A 24,959-nucleotide genomic window follows, 5' to 3' on the forward strand; every position below is an offset into this window, starting at 1 on the left:
GTCTCCATCAGGCCTTGGACATGAGACCGATGAAGCGGTCGAACAGATAGGAAATATCGTGCGGGCCGGGACTGGCTTCCGGGTGGCCCTGGAAGCAGAAGGCCGGCTTGTCGGTGCGAGCCAGGCCCTGCAGCGTGCCGTCGAACAGGCTGATGTGCGTGGGGCGCAGGTTCGCGGGCAGCGAGTCGGCATCGACCGCGAAGCCGTGGTTCTGGCTAGTGATGGAGACGCGGCCGTTGTCCAGGTCCTTGACCGGATGGTTGGCGCCGTGGTGGCCGAACTTCATCTTGAAGGTCTTCGCACCCGAGGCCAGCGCCATGATCTGGTGACCCAGACAGATGCCGAAGGTCGGGATACCGGCCTCGATCAGCTCAGCTGCGGCCTTGATGGCGTAATCACAGGGCTCCGGGTCACCAGGGCCGTTGGACAGGAAGACGCCGTCGGGCTGCAGCTTGAACACCTCGGCTGCAGGCGTCTGCGCCGGCACCACGGTGATCTTGCAGCCGCGCGAGGCCAGCATGCGCAGGATGTTGTGCTTGACGCCGAAGTCGTAGGCGACCACATGGAACTTCGGCGACTTCAGTTCGCCGTAGCCCGCGCCCAGCGTCCATTCGGTCTGGGTCCACATCTCGCTCTGCGTACGGCTCACCACCTTGGCCAGATCCTGGCCGGCCATGCTGGGCGCCGCCTTGGCCTTGGCGACTGCGTCGGCAATGTGGGCGTCAGTGATCTTTTCGCCAGCGGCCAGCGCCAGGATGCAGCCGTTCTGTGCACCAGTGGTGCGCAGCACGCGCGTCAGCCGACGCGTATCAAGATCGGAGATCGCGACCGTGCCTTCATCCTTCAGATATTGGCTGAGGCTGCGGGTCTTGCGGAAATTGGAATCAAGGATCGGCAGGTCCTTGATGATCAGGCCAGCGGCATGGATCTTCGAAGCCTCGACATCCTCATCATTGACGCCGTAGTTGCCGATATGCGGATACGTGAGAGTCACGATCTGCCGGCAGTAGCTCGGGTCGGTGAGAATTTCCTGGTAACCGGTCAGCGAAGTGTTGAAGACCACTTCACCAACGGTATGACCGGCTGCGCCGATCGAGGTGGCTTTGAAGACCGTGCCGTCTGCCAGGGCGAGGATCGCTTGGGGGGATGAGAGCAGATCGGGCAGCACGGGTAACTCCGTTATTGTGCGCGCGCCCAGCTCTGCTCCTTGGGAACCTGGCGCGCGCGTTTGGCGCGGCCAGGTCGAGCCTGAGTCCGGTGAAGGAAACGGAAGAGGTTTCGCTGGGGGGGGCGGTGGGTTGCGGGTAAACCTGTGGAGTATAACCCAGCAGGGTAATCACCAAGGCACTTCGGCGGGCTCTTGGACGCGAGACATGCTCGCTCACAAGACTGTGCGCCCCATCAGTCCAGCAGCCACGCCACCGACTCACGCGGCCAAGCTCGCGTGGGCCAGTACGGCGTCACTCACCCCAATGCGGCAATGCCTGCGCGCGCGATCTGCGCATCTTCGGTCGACTTCACCCCGCTGACTCCGACCGCACCGATGCAGTGCCCATCCACCATCACAGGCACACCACCTTCGAGCAAGCCGCTCAGGCCCGGCGCGCTCAGAAACGAGACCCGCCCCTGATTGATCACGTCTTCATAGACCTTGGATTCGCGGCGACCCAGTGCAGCCGTATTGGCCTTGGCCGGCGCAATCTGTGCCGAGATGGCCGGGGCGCCGTCTAGGCGCTGCAGCCACAGCAAATGGCCGCCGTCATCGACGATGGCGATGCTGACCGCCCACTGGTTCGCACTCGCCTCAGCCTCCGCGGCGGCTGCAATCTTCTTCACCTCTTCCGAGCTCAGGTAGGGCTTTTGCTTCATGGGCTTGATCCTGTTGGAAAAGGCCTCACTTTATCGGTTGACCTGAGCCGCATTCAGCCGCTCAGGACAAAACACCCTGCTAGGGGAATTGCCTAGCGCGCTCGGGAGCAAGCGCGCGCGATGAGCTCTAGAATTCGCTTGGCAACGGCATGCACGCCGCAACGGCCAAGCGTCTGACGCAACTTGAATGGAGGATCTATGAACGAAAGCCTGCAAACACAATACGGTAGCGCCTATGGCACCGGCTTGGCGGCCGACCGCCAGCGCGTGTTGCGCAACACCTACTGGCTGCTGGCCCTGTCCATGGTGCCCACCGTGCTGGGAGCCTGGGTCGGCGTCTCGACCGGCATCATGGCGAAGATGGGCTTCGGCATGAGCACCATCCTGTTCTTCGCCGGCGCTTTTGGCCTGATGTTCCTAGTCGAGAAGACCAAGAACTCCAGCATGGGCGTCTATGCCCTGCTCGGCTTCACCTTCTTCATGGGCTTGATGCTGTCGCGCCTGCTGGCGCAAATCCTGGGCTTCAGGAACGGCAGCAGTCTGATCATGACGGCCTTCGGCGGCACAGCAGCCATCTTTTTCGCGATGGCAACGCTGGCCACGGTGATCAAGCGCGACCTGTCCGGCATGGGCAAGTTCCTGTTCGTCGGCGCCATCATCTTGCTGGTGGCTGGCCTGGTGAACATCTTCCTGCAGTCGTCCGCGCTGATGCTGACTTTGATGGTGCTGGCGATGGCGGTGTTCTCGGCCTTCATGCTGTACGACATCAAGCGTGTCATCGATGGCGGCGAGACCAACTACATCTCCGCCACACTGGCAATCTACCTGGACGTTTACAACGTGTTCCAGAGCCTCCTCTCGCTGCTGGGCATCTTCGGCGGCGAACGCGACTGACCACCGAGCACATCGGAAGAACCAAGGGGCCCGCAAGGGCCCCTTCTTTCTTGTGGCGCGGCGCGTGGATCAGCGTTCGAACACCGCGATCGATTCCACATGGGCCGTGTGCGGAAACATGTTCACCGCGCTCGCCGCGGTGCAGCGATAGCCCGCCAGATTCACCAGCAGGCCCGCATCTCGCGCCAAGGTCGCTGGGTTGCACGAAACATAGACGATGCGTTTGGGCGGCAACCAGCCGGGCGCAAGGCTCGGGTCCTGAACGATGTCGGCAATCGCCTTGGCCAGCGCGAACGCACCCTCGCGCGGCGGGTCGACCAGCCACTTGTCGGCATTGCCATCGGCGGCCAACAAGGCCGGCGTCATCTCGAACAGATTGCGCGCCACGAAAGCGGTGTTCTGGTCCAGCCCATTGCGCTTGGCGTTCTCGCGTGAGCGCTGCACCAGGGCTTCGCTGCCTTCGATACCCAGCACTTCGCGCGCCTGTGTCGCCAACGGCAATGTGAAATTACCCAGTCCGCAGAACCAATCGATCACGCGCTCGTCGCGCTGCACCTGCAGGAGACGCAGCGCCCGCCCCACGAGAACGCCGTTGATGTGTGGATTGACCTGCGTGAAATCCGTAGGCTTGAATGGCATCACCACGCCGAACTCAGGCAAGGCATAAGCCAGCTCCGGACCGCCCTCATCAAGCAGTTGAACGGTATCCGGCCCCTTGGGCTGCAGCCACCACTGAACGCCAGGATGAGCGGCCGCAAACGCCCGCAGCTTGGCGCGGTCGCCCTCGCCCAGCGGATTGAGATGGCGCAGCACCAGCGCAATCACCTGATCGCCCATGGCCAACTCGATTTGCGGCAAGCGGTCACGTTCTTCCATGCTGGCAATCAGTTCGCGCAGCGGCAGCAGCATGTCGCTGACCTGCGGCGGCACGACCTTGCAGACCAGCATGTCAGCCACGTAGCGGCTCTTGCGCTCGTGGAAGCCGATCAGGACCTGGCCCTTCTTGGCCACGTAGCGAACCGAGAAGCGCGCCCGATAGCGATAACCCCAGGCCGGCCCCTCGATGGGGCGCAACAAAGTCTCGGGCTTGACCTTGCCAAGATGCCAAAGATTGTCTTCAACCACACGCTGCTTGACGGCAACCTGGGCCGCCGGGTGCAGGTGCTGCATCTTGCAGCCACCACAGGCGCCTGCGTGCAGGCCGAAATTGGGACAGCCAGGCGTAACGCGCTGCGAGCTCTCGCGCCGCATCGCCACCATCGTGCCCTGTTCCCAGTTGTTCTTCTTGCGGCCGACCGTCACCTGCACCTCTTCGCCCGGCAGCGCACCCTCGATGAAGACGACCTTGCCTTCGGTGTTGTGCGCGACGCCCTGGGCCTCGAGATCCAGCGACTCGACCTTGAGCCATTCGGATACTTGAGTCATGGCCCGATTATCCCTGCCCGCAACAGCCTGCCCGGCATGGCATGCCGCCGGCGCGCGTGCACCTGCAGCGCTGCGTCAGAAAATGGAGTCGCGGCTGACGCCCCGGCGCATCATGTTGCGCTTAAGCTTGTTCAGCGCCTCGATCTGAATCTGGCGAATACGCTCGCGCGTAAGTCCAAGTCGGATGGCCAGCACGTCCAAGGTCTCGGGCTCACGGTCACTCAGCCCATAGCGCCCGGCCAGCACTTCGCGCTCGCGCTCGTTCAAACTGGCCAGCCCATGCTCAAGCAGGGCTTCGATCTCATGACTAAGGCGCATGCCCATCGGATCGACGGCATGCTCATCGGCCACCATGTCGACCATGGACTCACCCGCCTCGGCATTGCGATCGACCGGCGCATCCAGCGAACTGGGCAGTTCGGCGTAGGCCAGCAGCTCGGCCACATGCGCCAACGGCTGCCCGAGCAGGGTCGCAATGTCCTCCGCCTTGACGCTGGATTCAGCGCCATTCTGAGCACGCAGCGCTTCCAGCGCACGGCGAGCCTTGAGCACATGATTCAGCTCGCGCACCACATGCACGGGCAATCGCACCAGGCGCGCCTGATGCATCAAGGCACGCTCAACGCCTTGTCGAATCCACCAGCTCGCATACGTCGAGAAGCGAAAGCCGCGCTCGGGCTCGAACTTTCCGATCGCGTGCATCAGACCCAGGTTGCCCTCTTCGATGAGATCACTTAATGGCAAGCCGCGACCGAGATAGTTCTTCGCGATGCTGACCACGAGACGCAGGTTGTGCTCGATCATGGCCTGGCGCGCCTTGAAATCCCCCGCGCGGGCGCGTACCGCGGTCTGATACTCCTGCTCGGCCGTCAAGAGCGGCGTACGGCGGATGTCGCGCAGATAGGCCTGCAGGGCGTTGCCGGGATCGAAGTCAGCTGCTGGCGTCAGGCCGCGCCGCACAAGCTCGGCCTCGCCATCGTCAATGCCCGAATCAGCGACAGGCGCGTGATCCTCGGTCGATTCACCAGCGTCGCTGGACGCCAGAAGAGCTGGTGGGATGGAAGGCGCTGATCGAGACTGAGGTGCTGCGCGTTTCATCGTCAAACACCTCGCTCATGAGTGAACTCAACGCGACGGCAGCAGCTTGGCAGGGTCAATCGGCTTGCCCTGCTTGCGCACTTCAAAGTGCAGCTTGACTTGGTCTGCGTCGCTGGAACCCATTTCAGCAATCTTCTGGCCTTTGCGCACCGCTTGGTCTTCCTTGACGAGCAGCGACTGGTTATGCGCATAGGCCGTCAAGTAAGTGGCGTTGTGCTTGATGATGACGAGATTGCCGTATCCGCGCAAGCCTGAACCGGCATAAACCACGCGACCATCGGCGGCGGCAAGCACCGGATCACCGGCGCGCCCACCGAAGGCCAGCCCCTTGTTTTTCTGCTCGTCAAAACCGCTGGTCACGCTACCGGCAGCCGGCCAGCCCCAAGTCAGGTCATCGTCAGCGCCTGCTGCTGCTGCGGCCGCAGGCGCGGCGGACACTGGCGTCGGAGCCGGAGCCGGCGCCGGAGTCGCGGCCGACGCTGCAGCAGGAGTGGGTCGGCTGTCCAACGGACGACTCTCAACTCTGGGGGACGCCACCGCTTTGGTACTCACCGCACCGGCATCGACACTCGGGGGCAACACGCGCAAGACCTGACCCACTTCGATGCGGTTCGGGTTCTCGACGGAGTTCCAGCGCGAGATATCGCGCCAATTCTGTCCATTCTCGAGCGCGATCCGGATCAGCGTGTCGCCGGGCTTGACCGTGTAGTAGCCGGGCTTGCCCTCGTTCTCGGCGCCGGGCGCAGGCTTGGCCTCGACGACCGGCGCAGCGGCCGCCGGCGCCACGGCTGGCGTCGTCCGGGCCTGAGCACCTACAGGGCGATCCTCAACCGGCGCACGGTGCTTGGGCGAAGCGCAACCCGCGAGCACGGCGCTCAGCGCAATCATCAACAACAGGGATGCCGGGGTTTTCGTGAGGTTCGCTTGCATGCGTTCTGAGCCTGGAGGAAGAGAGGCTGCGGCGAAGCGCCGCAGTCCTTACATGACGCCAGATTTTAGGGGCACGAACAGGACGGGCTCATGCAGCGTGCGGACGATACGGCTGGCACCCGCCTCCACCACATGATCGACCACAACCAGAACCTGGCCGCGGCCGGAAGGATCAAGCATGGGCGCCACCAGACGCCCGCCCGGTGCCAACTGTTCCAGCCAGGCCCGGGGAAGGTCTTCGCCGCCTGCGGCAGCAATGATGCATTCGTAGGGGCCGCCAGGCTTGTGCCCCAGCCGGCCATCACCGTAGATCAGGCGCACATGGTTCAGCCGCTGCGCCGTCAAGTGATGGCGCGCCTTGTCATGCAAGGGCTTGAGCCGCTCAATGCTGGTGACATGCCGGGCCAGACGGGCCAGCACCGCAGCCTGGTAGCCGCAACCGGTACCGATTTCCAGCACCCGCCCGAGATTCCCGTCCCTTGCGGCGACAGCGGCCATCAGCAACTCGATCATGCGACCGACGACCGAGGGCTTGGAGATGGTCTGCCCATGTCCGATCGGCAGGCTTGTGTCCTCGTAGGCCTGAATCGCCAGCGCGGTGTCCACGAATTCATGTCGCGGTACATCCGCCATCGCTTGCAGCACGCGCTCATCCCGCAGGCCTTCGCGTTGCAGGCGCTGCACCATGCGCAGTCGCACGCCGGCCGAGTCGAGCCCCAGGCCACTGGGGGCAACCTGGCGTGCAGCATCGGCCGCAGCTTCGCGCAGATGGCGTTGCGGCATCAGTAGATCACGCGCTGAAGCCGGGGCCGGAGCACGTGCGCCCACCTTGTCCAGCGCCAGCGGGAACCGCCGCTTGGGCGCTTGGGAGTTCATTCGGCTGCGCCCAGGCGGCCATGCCAGCCAGACAGTCCGGCGTGGTCGGTCAGATCGACTTGCAAAGGCGTGATCGACACCATGCCACTGGCCGTGGCGTGGAAGTCGGTGCCGTCGCCGGCCTCACGTGCATCGCCGGCCGGGCCGATCCAGTAGATGGGCTCGCCGCGCGGATTGGTCTGGCGGATCACCGGCTCGCTGGCATGGCGGCGCCCCAGCCGCGTGATTCGGCGCGGCAGGCTGCGCACATCGGCGCGGTTAGGCATGTTTACATTAAGCAGAAAGGCCTTGTCCAGCCCGCCCTGTATAACTTGCTCGACGATGGCACGCGCAGCCGCAGCGGCGGCGTCCAGCTCACCCCAACCCTTCTCGACCTGCGAGAAAGCAATCGACGGGATGCCAAAGAGAAATCCTTCGGTGGCCGCCGCGACAGTACCGGAGTACAGCGTGTCGTCGCCCATATTGGCGCCGTTGTTGATGCCGGACAGCACCAGATCGGGCCGGTAGTCCAGCAAGCCGGTCAGCGCCACATGGACGCAGTCCGACGGCGTGCCGTTGATGTAGCGAAAGCCGTTGGCCGCAGTGAAGACCGAGAGCGGCCGGCTCAGTGTCAGCGCATTGGAGGTGCCGCTGGCGTTTTGCTCGGGCGCGATCACATCGATCTGGCCCAGGCCTTGGCAGGCCTTCACCAGCGCATGAAGCCCGGGGGCCAGATAGCCGTCGTCGTTTGCAATCAGGATTCGCATGGTGCCATTGTAGGCAGCGCGTCACCTCGGTGACCTCACAAGAACCCTCGCTTGCCTATGATCATTCGGCACATTCGAAAACACTGGAGCGATGACCATGCAAGCCTGGCTGTGTGAAAACCCGATCGGCGTCGAAGCCCTGATCTTCAAGGACATGCCTACCCCCGCGCCCGCTCCGGGCCAGATCTGCGTGGCGATCAAGGCGGCCAGCCTCAACTTCCCCGACTTGTTGATCGTCCAGGGCAAGTACCAGATGAAGCCGCCGACGCCGTTCGTGCCGGGCACCGAATTCGCCGGCGTGGTGGAGTCCGTCGGTGACGGCGTCAAGGGCTTCAAACCGGGCGACCGGGTCGCGGCATTCGCCGGCACTGGCGGCTTCTCCACTCATGCCTGCATCCCCGCAGTGCTGGCCATGCCGCTGCCGGCTGACTTCGCCTTCGAAGACGCGGCGGCCTTCATCTGCACCTATGCCACCAGCCACCATGCGTTGATCGATCGCGCTGCTCTGCAGCCCGGCGAGACCGTGCTGGTGCTCGGTGCTGCCGGCGGCGTCGGCACCGCCTCGATTCAAGTGGCCAAGGCCGCGGGCGCCAAGGTAATCGCCGCTGTGTCGTCGGACGACAAAGCCAAGCGCTGCCTAGAACTCGGTGCTGACGCAGTCATCAACTACAGCAAGGGTCAGTTGCGCGAAGAGTTGAAAGCCCTCACCGAGGGGCGTGGCCCGGATGTGGTCGTCGACCCGGTGGGCGGCGACCTGGCCGAACCGGTGTTCCGTTCGATCGCATGGCGCGGGCGTTATCTCGTCATCGGCTTCGCCCAGGGCACCATCCCAGCGCTGCCGCTGAACCTGGCCTTGCTGAAGGGTGCGTCGCTGGTCGGCGTGTTCTGGGGCGAGTTCGCCAAGCGTGAGCCGCAACATAACGCTGCCATGCTCGGTGAGTTGGCAGCCTGGTACGCACAGGGCCGCATCAAGCCGGTGCTGGATTGCGTGCTTCCACTGGCCGAACTGCCCAAAGCCTTTGAGCGCATGAGCAGCCGCCAGGTGGTCGGCAAGGTGGTATTGAGCTGCTGAGTGCCGCCGCAGCACAACACTTGCTGTCGCTGCCCTGCTTATGCGGGGCATGGGCGCATGGACTTGTGCGCTAGGATGCCGGCCATGTGGAGCCGCTCAATATGGCAGTCAAAGTCCTGATCATCGAAGACAACCCCGTCGCGCGGAGTTTTCTCTGCCGCGTCGTGCGTGAGAGCTTCAGTGACGAGATGGAGATTGTGGAAGCCGGAGATCTCGAAGGCGCACGCAGGCACGTGGCGCGATTGGCCCAGACCAGCGCAGAAGGTGGCTTCAAGCTGGTGCTAGTCGATCTTGAGTTGCCAGACGGCAACGGCATGGAGTTTCTGGCCGAGCTTGGCGGCACGCCTTCGGTCAAGGTCGTGACCACCCTGTACTCGGATGACGACCACCTTTTCCCGGCACTGCAATGCGGAGCCGATGGCTACCTGCTCAAGGAAGACCGCTTCGAAGTCCTGGTCGAAGAATTGCAACGCATCGTCCGCGGCCAACCGCCGCTGTCGCCGGCCATCGCACGACGACTGCTCTCGCACTTCCGCCCTGGGGCCACAGGCGACAGTGGGCCGATGAGCCTCAATGCCGCACTCAACTCAGGCTTCGGCCCGCTGTCGTCGAGTGCCGCACCCAGTACCGGCCGCAGCGTGGCACTCGACCCGCCGCCCGAGTGGGAGCGCCTGACCCCGCGTGAGAACGAGGTGCTGACCTATCTGAGCAAGGGTTTCACGATCAAGGAGATCGCAAACCTGATGGGCATCAAGTGGTTCACCGTCAACGATCACATCAAGTCGATCTACAAAAAGCTCAATGTGTCGAGCCGCGCCGAAGCGGCGGTTCTGGCGAGCAAGCAAGGCCTGGTGTAGGGGCCACCGCTGAAGCGCTGCAGGTGTATCGCCAGCACTGACTCAGCGCAACGAAACTGGCATCAGCCTTTCCTTGGCTTCGACCTTGCTCTCGGGGTCCATCTCGATGGCCACCTGGGTACAGACCGCCCGGCACAGCGCGGCGACGCGCTCACTCTGCAGACGGTAGTAGATCTGCGTGCCTTCACGGCGCTTGTGCAGCACACCGCTTCGATACAGGGTTGCCAGATGCTGCGACATATTGGGCTGCGTCGTGTCAATCTCACCCAGAAGTTCGGACACGTTCTTTTCGCGCTGGCACACCGCGCTGATGATCTTCAGGCGGATCGGCGTGGACAGCAGCGAAAACAGTTCAGCAACCGAGTCGAAAACCCGGTCTTCGGTGCTACGGTCTTCCATGGTCACGGTAGCCAAGTGAGCGGTTCACGATTGTATTCGCAATTAACGATATACAAGATCTGCGCCAGTTCACTTGAAACGGTAGTGATCCCGGTTGAGGACAGCAGCCACCGCTGTCACCTCTTCAGGAAACAGGCCGAGGCTCAACTCGGTGTTGCACTGTTCGACCATGCCCCTGAGCAAGCCCGCCGTGTTGACACGGCCCATGGGTTTGTAGAGCGCAGAGCCGTCGCCACCAACCTTGCGGACATGGCACTCGGCACAGCGGTGCTCCTTGATCAGGCGCTGACCCAAGGCAAGGTCAGCATCGCGAAAGATCTCAGCACCCGCTTGCGCCTGGCTCCATGAGCAGGCCAAGGATGCCGCAAGAACGATGATCAGGCTGCGCATAGTAATCAACTCCCAAGGGCCGAGCATCGTCCCCAGGAGTTGATGTTAGAGCAGCTGGATCGCGGCGCTCTGGCGTTTTACTTGGCGCCGGCCAGCACCCAGGCGGCCAGGGTCTTGGCGTCGGCTTCGCTCAGCGCTGGCTGAGCCGGCATCGGCACCGGGCCCCACTTTCCGGAACCGCCCTTGCGGATACTGTCGGCCAGCTTAGCCGGGGCATCTGCCTGACCCGCGTACTTCTTGGCAATCTCCTGGTAGGCCGGGCCGACCAGCTTCTTGTCAACCGCATGGCAGGCCATGCAGGCGTTCTTCTGCGCGAGCGCCAGATTCGCATGGGCCGGCAGCGCGGCGAACAGGCCGAACACGGCGGCCATCGACATCGAAAGGATCTGCTTCAAGATTTGTCTCCAGCTTGCTTGGATTGGGTCAATCCGTTTATGCGTAGTCGATGATATTCGAAGTCGCAAAGTCACATCTCAGGGCTAGTACGTAAGCTCCCACAGATCGCTCAACGACAGCGCTGCGCCGCCAAATGCTTCGTACCGCAGTTGCCCCCGTACTCTCACGACGAACATCCGGGCATCGAGGTCAAACACTCGGTCTGCCAAAGCCTGGTGCAGCTGGTGGCGCTGCGGCAGATCGCGAGGTGGATCTGGCGGCGATGGGTCACCTGCCCAAGGAGCGGCAACCTCGGCCGAGCCCATTGCAGCACATCCGCAGTTTTTTGTCGCAGCGCCTGAGCACCCCTTGGGCGCGCGTGACCATGTGCCGCTTGAGGCGCTGGTGAATCAGCGCTTCATCGCCCGCGAGGCCGGCTCCGGCAACCGCAATGTGATGGCCCCCTCTTCCGCGACCACAATCTGTCGCCGTGCATCGCGATGGAGATGCCCAGCAACGAGAGATCATCAAGCACGCCGCCAACGCCGGCATGGGCGTGGCTCTCCTGTCCTTGCACAAGCTGGGCCAGGAACTGTGCGCCGGGGCGCTGAAGCTGTTGGCCGTCAAGCACACGCCGGCGATGCGCATCTGGAACCTGGTGCGCATGCAGAGCAAGCTGTTGTCACCAGCCGCGGAAGATTTTCGGCACTTCGTGCCGGAGCATGCCGAGGCGCCTCATGCAGCAGTATGACCAGCACCTGCTGGCGCACGAGACCATCAATCCGCCAGTCCCTCGATCGGACGCGTCGCCGCCTGCCTGACCCCCACCTCAACGGAGTTCACGATATTCAAGACGACCGCCAGCGCTCTCGTCCTAAGCCTGACACTCGCTGCACCGGCTCTCGCTGTCGATGTAGAGTTCAAGCCTGTGGCCGCTGGCGTCCGCACCTTCGTCGGCGAGATAGGCGCACGAACGTGCGAGAACGAGGGGCTGAATGCCAATCTCGGCCTGGTGCTCACGCCCGAGGGCACGCTGCTCATCGACAGCGGCGCGACCTGGCAGTCGGCGCAGGCCTTCGCCACGGCGGCGGCCAAGGTTGGCGCTACGCGTATCAAGTCGGTCGTCAACACCGGCGGGCAGGATCATCGTTGGCTCGACAACGGCTTGTTCAAGGCCCAGGGCGCCGAGCTGGTAGCTCATGCCAATGGGCAGGCTGATATGCAAAGCCGCGGCAGCGAGTATCTGCAAGGGCTGCGCGTGGTGCTCGCTGCCAAGGCCGACGGCACGCTGCCAACGCGCTGGATTAGTGGCGAGAACGAGAGCCTGGAGCTCGGGGGCCTGCGCATTGAGCTCAAGCACCGCGGCAGCGCGCTCACCCCCGGCGACAGGAGGGTCTGGCCGCAACAGCAGTGCGTGCTCTTCAGCGGCGACGTGGTCTACACGCAGCGCATGTCGCGCGTGCTGCCGGTCGGCAACACCAAGCACTGGCTGCAGACCTCCGCCATAATCGAAGCGCTAAAGCCAAGGGTGCTTGTGCCCGGCCATGGCGCGCCCACCGACGTCGCTACCGCCAAGGCCGGCACCCAGGCCTATCTGTTCGCGCTGCGCGAGCACATGAAGCAGGCCGTCGATGAGGGCCAGGACGTCAGCCCGGCAGTGCGGAGCTTCGACGCTAGGCTCTTCATGCGACTGCTCAATGCGGCAGAGCTGATGCCTGGCAATACCAGCCGCACCTATCTGTAGCTGGAGCGAGAGTGAGGCTGTCGCCGCGGCAGAATAGCGCCGCTCAGGGCAGTTTGAAGCCTGACACCGCAGCCACCAGCTGATTAGCCTGCTCGCGCAGGCTGGCTGCGGCGGCGGCGCTCTGCTCGACCAGCGCGGCGTTCTGCTGCGTGCTCTGGTCCATTTGCGTGATCGCATTGCCGACCAGGCTGACACCTTCGCTCTGCTCGCGGCTGGCGACGCTGATCTCGGCCACGATGTCGCTGACGCGGCGAATCGCATCCACCACCTCCTGCATGGTGCTGCCGGCGCGATCCACCAGCACCGTACCCTGCTCGACATGCTCGACGCTGGTCGAGATCAGCGTCTTGATTTCGCGCGCCGCAGCTGCGCTGCGCTGCGCGAGACTGCGCACCTCGGAGGCCACCACGGCGAAGCCGCGGCCCTGCTCGCCGGCCCGCGCAGCCTCGACGGCTGCATTCAGCGCAAGGATGTTGGTCTGGAAGGCAATGCCATCGATGACGCCAATGATGTCGGCAATCTTGCGGCTGCTGTCATTGATGCCGCGCATCGTCGCCACCACTTCGCCGACCACCGCACCGCCGCGCCCGGCCACCTCGCTGGCGCCCTGCGCCAGCTGATTGGCCTGACCCGCGTTATCGGCGTTCTGCCGCACCGTGGTGCTGAGTTCGTCCGTCGTGCTGGCCGTCTGCTGCAGCTGGCTGGCGGTCTGCTCGGTGCGGCCGGAGAGGTCCATATTGCCCGAGGCCACTTCGTCGGCTGCTGTTTGCACGCCATCGGCGGCGCTGCGCACCTCGCGGATCAGGCTCAGCAGCCGCTCGCGCATCAGTCCCATCTGGCCCAACAGATGACCGATCTCGTCGCGGCCATCGGCCTGCACCGCCTGGCTCAGGTCCCCGGCGGCAATCGAGGTGGACAGCGCGTCAGCCTTGGCAAAGCCAGAGCGGATGCGTGCCAGCAGCCCGAAGAACATCCAGGTCGCAGGCAGGCCAACCAACAAGGCCAGCGCCACGAAGACAGCGAGCAAAGCCTGAGCGCGCTGCTTGGCCTGCTCGGCAGCAGCCACTGCGCGCTCCTGCTGAAACTTGCTCAGCCCCTACAGCGCATCAAACAAGGCCATGCCTTCTCGGCGCCCAGCCTGCAAAAAAGAGGCCATGACGGTGTCCGAAAAATCGCCGGCCTTCATCGCCGCCAGGGTCGCATCGACCCGGGCCGTCCAAGCCTTACGTTTAGCATCGGCATCCTCAAACAGGGCTTTTTCTTCTGGACTGATGAAGCCAGCACCCAGCCTCGGCCAAGCTTCATCGTTCTCGGCGCGGCGCTTCACGATCAAATCCAGGTGCAGGCTGACGGGATGCTCGTGAATCGCTGCCAACGGACTCGTCGGGGCGTGCTGGAAGGCCAGTAGTACTTCGGTGCGGTTGGCCTGGTTGTTCTTGAGTACCGCATGCAATTGAGCTACGGTCGAAAGACGCTGCTTTGCGACATAGTCAAGCCTGTCGGCACCAACGAACAAGCCCCAGAGGGCCAAGCTCGCCAGCACACCAAAGCTCAGCCAGAACATGGCCATGATGGTGACGAAACGTTGCGAGATCCGGAAGTTGTTCAGCATGCTCTATCCAAGGTCAACGGCGCAAGAATTGATGCAACCAATGATAGTTTTGATCAATTTGCCGAATCAATAAAACAAGCACCACTTTGGGGCGCAAAAACGTCCTTCAGCCGCGCTCGGCGAGTTGCATGAAGCCGAGCACATCCGCCTCAAACATCTCGCCCGGGATCACCTCGCTGAGGCGCCCCTTTCGATCGACCGTGACGGTCAGCGGCACGCTGCGCCGCGCGCCCAGCGCAGCAGCCAGCGGCTCGCGGCCCAAGGTCACGGGGAATGTCCAGCCGCGCTGTGCCATGCGCCGCCGCACGGCGTCAGCGTCAAACTCGGCCACGACGGTCAGCACGCTGAGGCGCTTGCCAGCCGCCGCCCGGTGCAGTTTTTCGACATGCACGTTGTGGCGCTCGCAAAAGCCGCAGTGCAAGGACCAGAACACGATCACAGCCGCGCAATCACGCCACTGCTCGGTCGTCCAGGCGCGACCATCCAGCAGGCTGAGCTGCTGCGGCCAATTCACCGCCTCGCCACGTGCGGGCGGCGCGGCCTGCACGCCAAGCGCCCAAGGTGCCAGCGCCATCGCCGGCAGCAGATCTCTTCGACGCAGCGTCATTTGGCTGATTGCTCCATCAGCAAATAGGTGTTGTAGGCATTGATGCGGTTGGCCACGCCAAACAACGGCAGCTTGGCAAAGCGCGACCAGTCGGTCTTGGCGTAGGCCTCCTCGAACGGCTCAAGATCGCGTGCGGCATCGCCCATGGTCTGGCGCAGATAGGCTAGATAGTCGCGCGTCAGCTGCAGGTCATCGCGGGCCGTCATCGACACCGGGCCATGGCCGGGTACGACCACTGCCGTGTCGAAGGCCAGCAGGCGATCCAGCGCCGCGATCCAGCTGCCACTGTCCGCCTGTCCGACAAAGGGCACGCGACCACGGAACACCAGGTCGCCCGCCACCAGCAGCTTGAGCTGCGGCACATAGACCACCAGATCCTCCGGCGTATGCGCAGGCCCGGCGGCTTGCAGCACGAAGTCCAGCCCGCCCAGACGCAGGGTCGTGATCCCGCTCACCCAGCGGTCGGCCGGCACCAAGTGGGTTTTCTCGTCGATCCAAGGGAGCATCTCCTCGCGGCTGGCCTTCAGGCGCAACTCGGCGGTCTCGGAGTGCAGATACAGCTGGCCGTCCTTCTGGCCGATCAACTGCACGCCAGCGGCCTTGAACTCCTGCAGACCGTAGATGTGGTCGGCGTGGTAGTGCGTGATGATCAGGTGCTTGATCGGCTTGGGAGTGATGCGCCGGATTTCTGCCATCAACTCCAGCGCCAGCGCCGGTGAGCCGAGTGCATCCACGACCACGACGCCGTCATCGGTGACGACAAAGGCGGCGTTGGAGATGAAGTTGCGGTTCGCGGACGAGCCCAGCGCGGACTCGCCTTGCACCATCCAGGTCTGCGGCGCCACCTGCACGGCCTGGACTTTCTGAGCCAGTGCTGCAGGCGTCTGCATGGCAGCCAGCGCAGCCACCGCCAGCGCGGTGACGAAGCTGCGCTTGCGGCGCAACGCGTGTTGGAGGAGGAATGTCATCGCTATCTCGCTTGGCGCGCGGCGGCGTCTGTCGTCGCGCTGGCCACTCGCTGCTGCGCCGCTTCAACGCTGTCCGCTCGGCTCATAGACGCAGACCCTGGTTTGAAAAGCTGCGGCTGGGCATCGCTTGATCGGCCGGTGCCGCTTCCCGACCGAACTGCTCGCCGCGCTGGTCCACCAGCCAGTCGGTCAGCGCCGCAGCGGCCCACATGGCCGACAGCGTGACCCAGGAAGTGATGGTGAAGACTGCCGCGCCGGACAGGCCCGCACCGACCGCACAGCCACCGGCCAGCATGCCGCCAAAGCCCATCAGCACGGCGCCGATCAGATAGCGGCGCATGCTGGCCCCGCCAGCAAAGCCTTCGAGCTTGAGTTCACGGAACAGCGCCGCAGCCACGAAGGAGCCCAGGAAGACGCCAGGAACCAGACCCAGATCGAAGGTCGGCGCCTTGTCCGGTGCGAATAGCACACGCACCAGCACTTCGGCCGATGGGCCGGTGAAACTGAGACTCTGCACTGGCGCCGCCGCGGCTTCGAGCCCGGCGGCCGCGACCGAGCCGGTGTACCACCAGGCGGCCGCGATGCTGAAGCCCACCATGCTGGCACCGGCCCAGCCCCAGGCCGGCACGCGTTGATGGCGGGCCCAGCGGACCGCGGCGATCAGCCACAAGGCTCCGAACAGCAGGGCGCCCGTGCGCCCCAGGCCGCTGATCGCGATCAGGTCTCGGGCCGTACCGCCCTCCACCGTCCACCAACCGGAGATCTGTTCCCGCCAGGGCGCGAGCACGCCCGACCAAGCGGCCTGCGCCGTCACCGCGAACACCAGCCCGGACAGTACCGAGCGCAGATTGCCTTGGGCGGCAAGCACCAGCAGGCGGCTGGAGCACCCGCGTGCCAGGATCATGCCGATGCCGAACAGCGCGCCACCTATGGCGGCGCCCGACAAGCTGCCACGCGCCGCCAGCTGCCGCGCGCTGCTGACATCCAGCCATCCCAGCGCAATCAACCCTTGGGTCGACAGCAGAGCGATCGCAAAGGCGAACAGCCAGACCGTTAACTTGCCACCAGGCGCTCGACGCGAAAACTCGATGGTGGCCGAGCGCAGGCAGAATCGAGAGCGCTGGGCAAAGAAGCCGAAAAAGAAGCCGATCGACAGCCCGCCCAAAGCCAAGGCCTTGGACTGCCCGAGAGCGTCGATGAGGGAGTCAATCGGCATCATGATTTTGTCGGCGTCAGCCCGTGTGCCATTCGCCAGGACATGGCATTAATTCCTAGTATGCGCAATGGCTAATTTACACCCCGGATATCCGGCTGAGGAGCGATGTATGTCAAACACCAGAAGATTTCACTTGCGCAGCCTGCTGGGCGTCGCTATGGGGCTCGCCGCTACGGGCGCTGCACACGCTGACGATGCCGGATTCAAGGTGGTTTACCACCTCAGCGAAGGCGTGCAGCAGGCGTCGAGAGCCATCGGCAATATCCGCAACCATCTGAACGCCGAACCAAAGACCAGGATCGTTGTCGTGACCCATGGCCCGGGCATTGACTTCCTGCTGGACGGCGCCGAGAACGCTCAAGGCCAGACGTTCGCGGGGACCATCGGTGAGTTGTCGGGGCGCGGCGTCGAGTTCCGTGTTTGCAACAACACGCTTGTCTCGCGCAAGATCTCTGCGGACCGCGTGGCGATGGAGGCCAAGGTTGTGCCGTCGGGCGTTGCTGAAGTGACCCGGCTTCAGGCGCGCGAAGGCTTTGTCTACCTGAAGCCCTGAAGAAAAGAGCCATCGCATGAACAGGCCCTACAGTGCCTGTTCATGCTTTGGACCGGGCCGCATGCCGATGCTTCCATCGCGTTCAGCAATGCCGGCTCAATTGCCTCAAATGCAGGTGCTGAAACTGTTTCAGAGCGCGATGCCTGGATTGCCGCTGACACCGATCAGACGCGGCGTGTTGATCTTGCGCGGCGTGATTCGCCCCTTGGACTTGAGCCACTGCTCGACCACATCCCACACCATGCGGGTGCCGGGCATGCTGGCTGCCTCTTCAGCCACCGGCGCCCAGCCGGCCACACGGTAATTCTTGCCAGCCTCGATCGGCTTGCCGTTCAGGCGCATGTCCTGGATGCGCCTGCCCATGCCCGCGCCGGGTTCACACGCATAGGTCAGGCCACCGACGCGCACCATGTCACCGCCTTGCTGGTAGTAGGGGTCCGGGTTGAACAGGTTGTCGCAGACATCTTCCAGAACGGTCTTGATCATGGCGCCGCTCATCTGAGTGACGGTGGCATAGGAATAAGTGGTGGCGACCTGGTCCATCATCAACTCACGCGTGATCACATCGCCGGGCAGCAGGCTGGTGCCCCAGCGAAAGCCCGGCGAGAAGGCGATGTCGGCGCCCTGCACATCCATCAATGCGTCCACCAGCAACTGGTCCCAACTGCCGTTGAAGTTGCCGCGCCGGTACAGCAGTCCGTCGGTGATGGCCAGCTTCTCCGACAGCTTGGATTCGTAAGGCGCCCGAATCTTGTTGATCAGGGCGTCCATCTCCGGATCGGCCTTCAGCATGTTCGAGAAGATGGGCATCAGCTTGTAGCGGAAGTCGCTGACCCGGCCGTCCTTCAGCTCAAAGTCCAACACGCCCAGGAACTTGCCATTGCTGCCCGCGTTCGTGACGATGGTCTTGCCACCGGCGTTCTGGACGAGCACGGGCACCGGCACGCCGTCATGCGTGTGACCGCCCATGATGGCGTCGATGCCGCGCACGCGCGAGGCCATCTTGAGGTCTACATCCATGCCGTTATGGGAAATCACCACAACGACCTTGGCGCCCTTGCCGCGCGCCTCGTCGACCATGGCCTGCATATTCTCGTCCTGGATGCCGAAGGCCCAGTCCGCCACCATATAGCGCGGATTGGCGATCGGCGTGTAAGGGAAGGCCTGGCCGATGATGGCGCACTTCACGCCGTTGATTTCGCGAATGACATAGGGGCTGAAGACCTGGTCGCCGAAGTCGTTGGTCTTGACGTTCTGCGCCACGAAATCGAGCTTGCCCTTGAAATCCTTCTCCAGGATTTCCTTGACCCGCTCCATGCCATAGGTGAACTCCCAGTGGCCGGTCATCACGTCCACCCCGAGCAGCTTGCAGGCATCAACCATGTCCTGCGCATTGGTCCACAACGAGGTGGCAGAGCCCTGCCAGGTGTCGCCACCATCCAGCAACAAGGCACCCGGCCGGCTGGCCTTCATGCGCTTGACGAGCGTAGAGAGATGCGCAAAACCACCCACCTTGCCGTAGCGGCGCGCGGCACGTTCGAAGTCGATGTAGGTATAGGCATGGGCCTGTGCCGTGCCGGCACGCACGCCGATGCTCTTGAGCAGCTTCTCTCCCACCACATGCGGTGTGTTGCCCTGCATGCCAGCGATACCCAGGTTCACATTGGGCTCGCGGAAGTAGATCGGCTTCAGTTGCGCATGGCAGTCTGTCATGTGCAGAAAGGAAACCTGACCAAAGCGGGGCAAGTCGTACAGCCCCTGCTCAGCTGTGGCGGCATCGGCCTCGGCATAACGCCCCAGCCCCATGCCCGCCACCGAGGCGGCAGCCATGACCTGCAGGAAATCACGCTTGCTCAGATTCATGATAAGTGTTCGCTTATGTTTAACTTCAAACAAAGCCCGCCGAAGCGGGCTGACTGCGATGGGTTACTGGTTGACCGGTGACTTCGGGTCAAGCAGCAGCGCCATGATGTGACGCAGCTGTGTCTCATCAAGCAGTCCGGCATGGCCGAAGCGCGGCATATTGGAGCAGGCGCTGTAAGCCTTGGAATTCCACAGCTTGCCCCAGGTGTACTGAACGATTGCCGCCGTTGCGGGGTCGGCGACATCCTTCACGCCGCGGATCTTGCCGTAGTTGTAGAGGCTCGGTCCGATGGTGCCGAAGGAGATCTCTTCCTTGCTGATCTGATGGCAGTTGTAGCAGTTGCCACCGTTGGCCGTGGGTGCAGCGGAGCGGTCGGTCCAGGTCATGCCGCGACCGCTCTGCGCCAGTTTCTCGCCCTCGCGCCAATCGCCGATGTACTGGCCTCCGGCCGGCCAGCGAATCGTCGCCATCGACTCTTCTTCGATCTTTTTGGCGACTGCTTCGTTAGGTTGCTTGTCGGACGAGCAGGCTTGCTGGCCCAGGTCCTGGTCCAGCCGCTTCATGGTGGCGATGCCCTCGTCGCGGAACGAGGCCTTCATCATCGCTGCGGCCTGCGCATCGAGCTCGGCTGAGCTAGGCACAACGCTACATCCGGCCAGCACCAGGGTGACGGCAGCCGCACTGGCTGCTGCAATTGTGGTCATTCGCATCATGTCTCCTTCAGCGCTTGATAGCCGGGGCCACAGATTCGGCGCCCTTGGCGTTGACGCCCATGTAGACGCCCAGAGCAATCGTCACATCCGAAGCAAACCCTGGATAAGGGAAGCGCTGCTGGCGGAAGCAGTCGGTCAAGCGGCGCTGCATGCTCCACATCTCACCGCTGGACACCCGGTACGCCGGCCAGGCCGCGAAGCCAACGCCGTCTCCCGGATTCTTGGTCAGGATCGGCAAGTCTTGCAGCCGGATTCGCTTGCCCTCCTCCCCATGGCAGGAGGCACAGGAGAAATCCATCGGGCCGCCGCGATAGAAGAAGGCGCGCTTGCCGAGCTCATACATGCGGCGCTCATCGGCATGGCCCTGCGGCAGACTCATCTTCATGCCACGCGACTCTGCCGAGATCCAGGCCGCCAGCGCTTCCATATTGGCCTGTTCACCGCGGCCAAAAGGCGTCTTGGCGATCGCCACCGGATCCAGCCCCTGCAGGGTTTCCATGCAGGTCAGCAAGCGAGACTCCATGTCCTGCACGCGCTGCGTGTCCTTGAACCAGCGCGGCAATTCGACGAAAGCCCCTTTGACGACACCTGGCCCTTTACCCAGATCGCAGGCCTCAAGCGACGCATTCTTCGGCCCGCGTTTGGTCTTCCAGATACCCTCGCCCTTGGCCTCGAACAGTTCAGCGGGATTGCCATCGGCCAGCAAGGCACGGTATTCCGCGATGCCATCAGCCGCACTCTTCTGAGCCTGCGCCATCGGCAGCGTCAGCGCGCAACTGATGGCAAGAAGGACCTTCGGAAGCTTCATGCTCTGTCTCCTGTTTTGCTTATCTTGGTTCTAGAGGGTAAGGCGCGCGCGTCACAGCACAAGGAGAGAACGGCCCGCGCATGCGGGCCGGATCTCAATGCCCACAGAGTCAGGAAACAGCAGCCTCGTCGGTGCGCTTCTCGCCCTTGTTGTCGGTCCATGTCACCGAAACCTTGTCACCAGCCTTGGCGCCTTTGATGGCGAACTGAAGGAACGGATTCTTGGACACCGAAGGCCCCCACTCCGCCGTCATAACAACCTTGCCATTGAGCGCGGCACTGACCTCGGTGATGTACCAGGCCGGGATGGTCTTGCCTGCCGAGTCCCGGCGTTGGCCAGTTTCCATCTCATGCGCCATCAGCACGCGAACGGTTGCCTTGTCGCCAGCGGCTTGAGCGCGAATGCGCATCGGATCTGCCATTTCTTTCTCCTTGTGAGCGAACCTCTTGAGGCCCAGCTCGATTGAATGCTTGACTGAGTTTGCGTTGCAGCCGAATCAGCCGCCGCAACCACCGAGCGTGACCTTGACTTCCTTCTGCGCGAACAGAACCTTGTTGTCGTTGGTCACCGCGACTGCGAAAACGTTGGACGATTGACCCATCTTGACGCGCGTCGAGAAGCTCGCATCAACCTCGGGCGTCACGTTGAACAGTGCAGCCAGCACAGAGGGGTTCTTCTCAACCAGCAGCAGCACCTGCTTGACGCCAGCCAGCGTTGTGGTGGCACCCAGCGGCACTACGGCACCGTTCTCTGCGATGTCCGGCGCAGTGATGCCAACGTCCTTGCTTTCAGTCGGCGCGCCATAGCCCAGCGACCTGACCAGATCGGCCATGGTCTTGGCGTCAAAGGCACCCTTCCCAGCAGCAGCCCCCGCGGCGTGAGCTAGTGGGCCAAGCACACCGGATGCCACCATCAGGGAGGCCACAGTGGCGCTCTGCTTCAGGACCTGTCGACGATTTGCGATCATGGGAAGTCTCCTTGTTCACTCCATGCTAATAAAAGGATGCAGGCGCACCATGGGTGTCATCCCGTATCCGAAGGCCACGCGCCGCAGGCTTAGCGCGATGCTCCACTCTTGAACCATTGCGCGAGTAGCGCGGCATCCGCTTCGCCCAGCGACTGAGCCGGCATCGGGATCGGGCCCCAGACACCCACACTGCCCGCCCGGATCTTGCCCGTCAGGTAGGCAACGGCATCCGCGCGTTCAGCATACTTCTTGGAAATTTCCTTGAAGGACGGGCCGACCAGCTTTGCCTCGGCGGCGTGACATGCGGTACAACTGTACTTGTTCAGCAATACGGTTGCTGACAGTTTGGCCGGGTCGGCAGGCTTGGCAATCGCTGCGTCGCGTTTGACCGGTTCACCCACCGGCTTGGTCGTGTCGATGCCGTGCTGGGCACCGACGCCACGCGATTGCTCGGCCAGATTTCCGTGGGCATTGCGCGCATAGTCCGGCAAGAAGGAACTGATCTTTGCGCCTGTCTCGCAGTTCGTCATGCACGCAGTGTTGCGCGTATCTGCCGCCTTGGCCGTGGTCAGCCCCTTGCCAGGCCACATGGTGTGGTCCAGCGACATGCCATTGCGGTTGGGCATGCGCTGCTGGACCTCGGCAATATTCTTGTCCGACATCACGTAGTTGTCGGGCAAGATGCCGCCGAGGTTGAGTAGGAACGCAGTCACGCCATAGACCTCGTCCACGCTCAGGGACTTCGGCGCATTCCACGGCATGGCGCGATTGATGTAGTCGAACAGCGTCGACACCGTCGGCACCTTCATCAAGGTGGTGCGTCCCGGGAAGCTGGCGTCGGTCAAACGCGCCACTCGACCGGTCTTGATGTCGCCCGCTGTCGTGCCGCCGACAAGCGGCGAAAACACCTCGCCACTTTCGCCGAAGATGCCATGGCAGTGGGCGCACTTGCTTTCCCACACTTCCTGGCCCAACGCCACTGAGCCAGCACCCTTGGGCAGGCCCTTGAAGTCGGGACGCACGTCGATGTCCCACGCCGCGATTTCCTTGGGCGTTGCTGCGCGACCGATACCTGGAAAGTCCTTGACCTGCGCCAATGCAACACCTGCGGAGCAGCTCAGCACCAGCGCAAGCAAGGCACGTATCCCCGAAGGTTCAAGAAAGCTGAACATTCTTCACCTCACCATCTTCCTGCACGAGCCAGGACTGGATCGCGTTGTTGTGATAGATCGAGCGCGTGCCACGCACCTTACGCAGCTGCGCATAGGTCGGCTGCACATAGCCCGTGTCATCCATCGCCCGACTCTGGATCAGGGCCGGCTTGCCGTCCCAGACCCAATCGATGTTGAAACGCGTCAGGCACTTGCTCAGCGGGCGCCCTTCAAGACGCGCGGTACGCCAATTACGGCCGCCATCGACCGAAACGTCCACACGCTTGATCGCACCGCGTCCTGACCAAGCCAATCCGCTGACGTTGTAGAAGCCCTTGTCGAGCAGCACTTGACCGCCCGAAGGCGTGGTCACCACACTCTTGCACTCCTGGATGCTGGTGTACTGGCGATGCAGGCCGCCAGGCATCAGGTCAATGTAGTGCACCGCCTCATCCTTGGCGCCATAGGGCTTGTCGCCGACTTCAATGCGGCGCAGGTACTTGACCCAAGAAACGCCCTGCACACCTGGCACGACCAGGCGCAAGGGGTAGCCGTTCTCCGGACGGAGCATTTCGCCGTTCTGACCGTAGGCCAACAGCACCTCGCCGCTCTCGATCATCTCCATCGGGATGGTTCGCGTCATCGACGAGCCATCGGCCCCCTCTGCCAGCACGAAGCGCGCTCGCTTGTAGTCCACGCCAGCCATGTCGAGCACGATGCGCAGCGGAACGCCAGTGAACTCGCAGCAACTGATCATGCCGTGGCTGTACTGCACCGTCGGGACGGCCACATTGCCCCACTCCATGCCCGTGTTCGCGCCGCACTCAATGAAATGGAAGCGCGAAACTGAGGGCAAGCGCATCAGTTCATCCATCGTCAGGACCAGCGCCTTCTTCAGCATCGACGGGTCAGAGCCGTTGATCATCAAACGATGCTTCGACGGGTCGATGTCCCACCAGCCTTGGTGATGCCGCTCGAAGTGCAGTCCGCTCGGCGTCACGATGCCGAACAGTGACTGCAGGGGCGCAAAGGACACCGAGGCCTGCGTCGTCTGCGTCAAGCCGGGACTCTGACGACGTTGCACATTGACCTCGAACTTTGAGGGCTTGCCGTAGCCATCCGTCACCACCGGCATGCCAAGGCCCTTGGTGTGCTCGGGGAGTTCCAGGATATTGGGATCACCATCACCCGTCTGCAGCGGATTTGAGGTTGCCAGCACCGCGGGCGCGGCGGCCGCTGCGGTGGCTGCAGCAAAGGCGTTTCGGATGAAGCCGCGCCGCCCCGCCTTAGCTTCCACCAGAACTCGCCGAATACCAGCCTGGTCGAGGAACGATTCCGGCGCCTTGATCAGGCGGCCTGAAAGTTTTGAAACTGAACTCACGGCGTCTCCTTCCATTGGTCGCTGAGCCAACACCTGCTCGGGTCAAGGAGCACCGATGCGCGCTCATCCCTGCCATCGACATCGATGCCGATACGGCGCAGCAAGACCTACCCCAGCCAAATATCACTATGCCCGAATATTCGACCAAACGGAATAGAGGAGATTCAGGGTAAACCCGCAACCATGAGAAAACAGCGCTGGCGCACGCGGGCGGGACAGCCACGCGATGGAAGCGGCAAGCCTGCGCGATGGACAGACCCAAACTTGCGATTTCGTCTTGCGCCTCAGGTTCGCGAAAGAGACTTCGCGCGCGAGGGAATCGGGATAGGGGTGAGCCATTATCGACTCCACCCCTCCCACACCACCGGGCATGCGGGTCCGCACCAGGCGGTTCGAGCGCTTGAGGTTATGAGAGCCTGGGCAAGCCCAGTTTGTCGAACCAGG

27 protein-coding genes and 2 pseudogenes are annotated in these 24,959 nt (G+C 63.2%); 7 read left to right on the plus strand and 22 right to left on the minus strand.

Going from position 1 to position 24,959, the window contains the following annotated elements; translation table 11 throughout:
* Window positions 1-7: 7 nt before the first annotated feature.
* Both carA and ACIQ67_RS05370 read right to left on the minus strand, forming a co-directional pair.
* The gene (carA, locus tag ACIQ67_RS05365) at window positions 8-1,168 is read right to left on the minus strand and encodes a glutamine-hydrolyzing carbamoyl-phosphate synthase small subunit (protein WP_397533327.1); all 1,161 of its coding nucleotides are present in this window, start codon (window positions 1,166-1,168) and stop codon (window positions 8-10) included.
* 296 nt (window positions 1,169-1,464) lie between these two features.
* A complete protein-coding gene (locus ACIQ67_RS05370; protein ID WP_397533328.1) occupies window positions 1,465-1,869 on the minus strand; it encodes a heme-binding protein in 405 nt (134 codons plus the stop codon).
* Between the two features lie 198 nt (window positions 1,870-2,067).
* On the opposite strand from ACIQ67_RS05370, the gene ACIQ67_RS05375 reads away from it, so the two are divergent.
* Entirely contained in the window at window positions 2,068-2,763 is a 696-nt protein-coding gene (locus ACIQ67_RS05375) for a Bax inhibitor-1/YccA family protein (RefSeq protein WP_397533329.1), read from the plus strand.
* Window positions 2,764-2,832: 69 nt separating this feature from the next.
* On the opposite strand, the gene rlmD is transcribed toward ACIQ67_RS05375, so the two are convergent.
* The 5 genes from rlmD to surE all read right to left on the minus strand — a co-directional run bounded on the left by rlmD (window position 2,833) and on the right by surE (window position 7,838).
* Window positions 2,833-4,188, minus strand: a complete 1,356-nt coding sequence (gene rlmD, locus ACIQ67_RS05380; protein ID WP_397533330.1) for a 23S rRNA (uracil(1939)-C(5))-methyltransferase RlmD — start codon at window positions 4,186-4,188, stop codon at window positions 2,833-2,835.
* Between the two features lie 75 nt (window positions 4,189-4,263).
* Complete coding sequence (gene rpoS / locus ACIQ67_RS05385) at window positions 4,264-5,286, minus strand: RNA polymerase sigma factor RpoS (protein WP_397533331.1); 1,023 nt, start codon at window positions 5,284-5,286, stop codon at window positions 4,264-4,266.
* Between the two features lie 27 nt (window positions 5,287-5,313).
* Window positions 5,314-6,216 carry a peptidoglycan DD-metalloendopeptidase family protein gene (locus ACIQ67_RS05390; protein ID WP_397533332.1) on the minus strand — a complete coding sequence of 301 codons (903 nt, stop codon included), beginning with the start codon at window positions 6,214-6,216 and terminating at the stop codon, window positions 5,314-5,316.
* 48 nt (window positions 6,217-6,264) lie between these two features.
* Complete coding sequence (locus tag ACIQ67_RS05395; RefSeq protein WP_397533333.1) at window positions 6,265-7,092, minus strand: protein-L-isoaspartate(D-aspartate) O-methyltransferase; 828 nt, start codon at window positions 7,090-7,092, stop codon at window positions 6,265-6,267.
* Window positions 7,089-7,838: a 5'/3'-nucleotidase SurE gene (gene surE / locus ACIQ67_RS05400; RefSeq protein ID WP_397533334.1), complete on the minus strand. Its 750-nt coding sequence runs from the start codon at window positions 7,836-7,838 to the stop codon at window positions 7,089-7,091. The genes ACIQ67_RS05395 and surE overlap by 4 nt, the downstream gene beginning before the upstream one ends.
* Window positions 7,839-7,935: 97 nt before the next feature.
* On the opposite strand from surE, the gene ACIQ67_RS05405 reads away from it, so the two are divergent.
* On the plus strand, window positions 7,936-8,910 hold the full coding sequence (locus tag ACIQ67_RS05405) for an NADPH:quinone oxidoreductase family protein (RefSeq protein ID WP_397533335.1): 975 nt from the start codon (window positions 7,936-7,938) through the stop codon (window positions 8,908-8,910).
* Window positions 8,911-9,011: 101 nt separating this feature from the next.
* Window positions 9,012-9,767: a LuxR C-terminal-related transcriptional regulator gene (locus tag ACIQ67_RS05410; protein WP_397533336.1), complete on the plus strand. Its 756-nt coding sequence runs from the start codon at window positions 9,012-9,014 to the stop codon at window positions 9,765-9,767.
* Window positions 9,768-9,809: 42 nt separating this feature from the next.
* On the opposite strand, the gene ACIQ67_RS05415 is transcribed toward ACIQ67_RS05410, so the two are convergent.
* From ACIQ67_RS05415 to ACIQ67_RS05425, 3 genes are all read right to left on the minus strand, one after another.
* Window positions 9,810-10,166, minus strand: a complete 357-nt coding sequence (locus ACIQ67_RS05415; protein WP_397533337.1) for an ArsR/SmtB family transcription factor — start codon at window positions 10,164-10,166, stop codon at window positions 9,810-9,812.
* A 69-nt stretch (window positions 10,167-10,235) separates the two neighbouring features.
* Window positions 10,236-10,556 (minus strand): hypothetical protein, encoded by a 321-nt coding sequence (locus ACIQ67_RS05420; protein WP_397533338.1) that lies wholly within the window; start codon window positions 10,554-10,556, stop codon window positions 10,236-10,238.
* Between the two features lie 77 nt (window positions 10,557-10,633).
* Window positions 10,634-10,933: a c-type cytochrome gene (locus ACIQ67_RS05425; RefSeq protein ID WP_397533354.1), complete on the minus strand. Its 300-nt coding sequence runs from the start codon at window positions 10,931-10,933 to the stop codon at window positions 10,634-10,636.
* Window positions 10,934-11,126: 193 nt separating this feature from the next.
* Between ACIQ67_RS05425 and ACIQ67_RS05430 the strand changes: the two are divergent.
* From ACIQ67_RS05430 to ACIQ67_RS05440, 3 genes and pseudogenes are all read left to right on the plus strand, one after another.
* Window positions 11,127-11,381 (plus strand): annotated as a pseudogene (locus ACIQ67_RS05430) (LysR substrate-binding domain-containing protein); the annotation flags it as partial.
* Between the two features lie 40 nt (window positions 11,382-11,421).
* Entirely contained in the window at window positions 11,422-11,682 is a 261-nt protein-coding gene (locus ACIQ67_RS05435) for a LysR substrate-binding domain-containing protein (protein ID WP_397533339.1), read from the plus strand.
* A gap of 177 nt (window positions 11,683-11,859) precedes the next feature.
* Window positions 11,860-12,675, plus strand: a complete 816-nt coding sequence (locus ACIQ67_RS05440; protein WP_397533340.1) for an MBL fold metallo-hydrolase — start codon at window positions 11,860-11,862, stop codon at window positions 12,673-12,675.
* 49 nt (window positions 12,676-12,724) lie between these two features.
* Here the strand turns inward: ACIQ67_RS05440 and ACIQ67_RS05445 are convergent.
* From ACIQ67_RS05445 to ACIQ67_RS05465, 5 genes and pseudogenes are all read right to left on the minus strand, one after another.
* A pseudogene (locus ACIQ67_RS05445) lies at window positions 12,725-13,768 on the minus strand (methyl-accepting chemotaxis protein); the annotation flags it as partial.
* A gap of 3 nt (window positions 13,769-13,771) precedes the next feature.
* Window positions 13,772-14,287 carry a Tar ligand binding domain-containing protein gene (locus ACIQ67_RS05450; RefSeq protein ID WP_397533341.1) on the minus strand — a complete coding sequence of 172 codons (516 nt, stop codon included), beginning with the start codon at window positions 14,285-14,287 and terminating at the stop codon, window positions 13,772-13,774.
* 106 nt (window positions 14,288-14,393) lie between these two features.
* Window positions 14,394-14,894 (minus strand): TlpA disulfide reductase family protein, encoded by a 501-nt coding sequence (locus ACIQ67_RS05455; protein WP_397533342.1) that lies wholly within the window; start codon window positions 14,892-14,894, stop codon window positions 14,394-14,396.
* The gene (locus ACIQ67_RS05460) at window positions 14,891-15,862 is read right to left on the minus strand and encodes an MBL fold metallo-hydrolase (RefSeq protein ID WP_397533343.1); all 972 of its coding nucleotides are present in this window, start codon (window positions 15,860-15,862) and stop codon (window positions 14,891-14,893) included. Before ACIQ67_RS05460 ends, ACIQ67_RS05455 begins: the two co-directional genes overlap by 4 nt.
* A gap of 82 nt (window positions 15,863-15,944) precedes the next feature.
* Window positions 15,945-17,078 carry a YeeE/YedE family protein gene (locus ACIQ67_RS05465; RefSeq protein WP_397533344.1) on the minus strand — a complete coding sequence of 378 codons (1,134 nt, stop codon included), beginning with the start codon at window positions 17,076-17,078 and terminating at the stop codon, window positions 15,945-15,947.
* Between the two features lie 109 nt (window positions 17,079-17,187).
* On the opposite strand from ACIQ67_RS05465, the gene ACIQ67_RS05470 reads away from it, so the two are divergent.
* Window positions 17,188-17,631, plus strand: a complete 444-nt coding sequence (locus ACIQ67_RS05470; RefSeq protein ID WP_397533345.1) for a DsrE family protein — start codon at window positions 17,188-17,190, stop codon at window positions 17,629-17,631.
* Between the two features lie 129 nt (window positions 17,632-17,760).
* Here the strand turns inward: ACIQ67_RS05470 and soxB are convergent, their stop codons facing one another.
* The 7 genes from soxB to soxC form a co-directional block, all read right to left on the minus strand.
* On the minus strand, window positions 17,761-19,494 hold the full coding sequence (gene soxB / locus ACIQ67_RS05475) for a thiosulfohydrolase SoxB (protein WP_397533346.1): 1,734 nt from the start codon (window positions 19,492-19,494) through the stop codon (window positions 17,761-17,763).
* A gap of 63 nt (window positions 19,495-19,557) precedes the next feature.
* Window positions 19,558-20,205, minus strand: coding sequence for a sulfur oxidation c-type cytochrome SoxX (gene soxX, locus ACIQ67_RS05480; protein ID WP_397533347.1), 648 nt, complete (start codon window positions 20,203-20,205; stop codon window positions 19,558-19,560).
* A gap of 10 nt (window positions 20,206-20,215) precedes the next feature.
* On the minus strand, window positions 20,216-21,016 hold the full coding sequence (gene soxA, locus ACIQ67_RS05485) for a sulfur oxidation c-type cytochrome SoxA (protein WP_397533348.1): 801 nt from the start codon (window positions 21,014-21,016) through the stop codon (window positions 20,216-20,218).
* Between the two features lie 109 nt (window positions 21,017-21,125).
* A complete protein-coding gene (gene soxZ, locus ACIQ67_RS05490; protein ID WP_397533349.1) occupies window positions 21,126-21,437 on the minus strand; it encodes a thiosulfate oxidation carrier complex protein SoxZ in 312 nt (103 codons plus the stop codon).
* Window positions 21,438-21,512: 75 nt separating this feature from the next.
* Window positions 21,513-21,983: a thiosulfate oxidation carrier protein SoxY gene (gene soxY / locus ACIQ67_RS05495; RefSeq protein ID WP_397533350.1), complete on the minus strand. Its 471-nt coding sequence runs from the start codon at window positions 21,981-21,983 to the stop codon at window positions 21,513-21,515.
* An 89-nt stretch (window positions 21,984-22,072) separates the two neighbouring features.
* A complete protein-coding gene (locus ACIQ67_RS05500) occupies window positions 22,073-23,155 on the minus strand; it encodes a c-type cytochrome (RefSeq protein ID WP_397533351.1) in 1,083 nt (360 codons plus the stop codon).
* Window positions 23,139-24,515: a sulfite dehydrogenase gene (gene soxC, locus ACIQ67_RS05505; protein ID WP_397533352.1), complete on the minus strand. Its 1,377-nt coding sequence runs from the start codon at window positions 24,513-24,515 to the stop codon at window positions 23,139-23,141. The genes ACIQ67_RS05500 and soxC overlap by 17 nt, the downstream gene beginning before the upstream one ends.
* Between the last annotated feature and the right edge of the window lie 444 nt (window positions 24,516-24,959).

Source organism: Roseateles sp., from assembly GCF_044373315.1.
GTDB lineage: Bacteria > Pseudomonadota > Gammaproteobacteria > Burkholderiales > Burkholderiaceae_C > JACDQM01.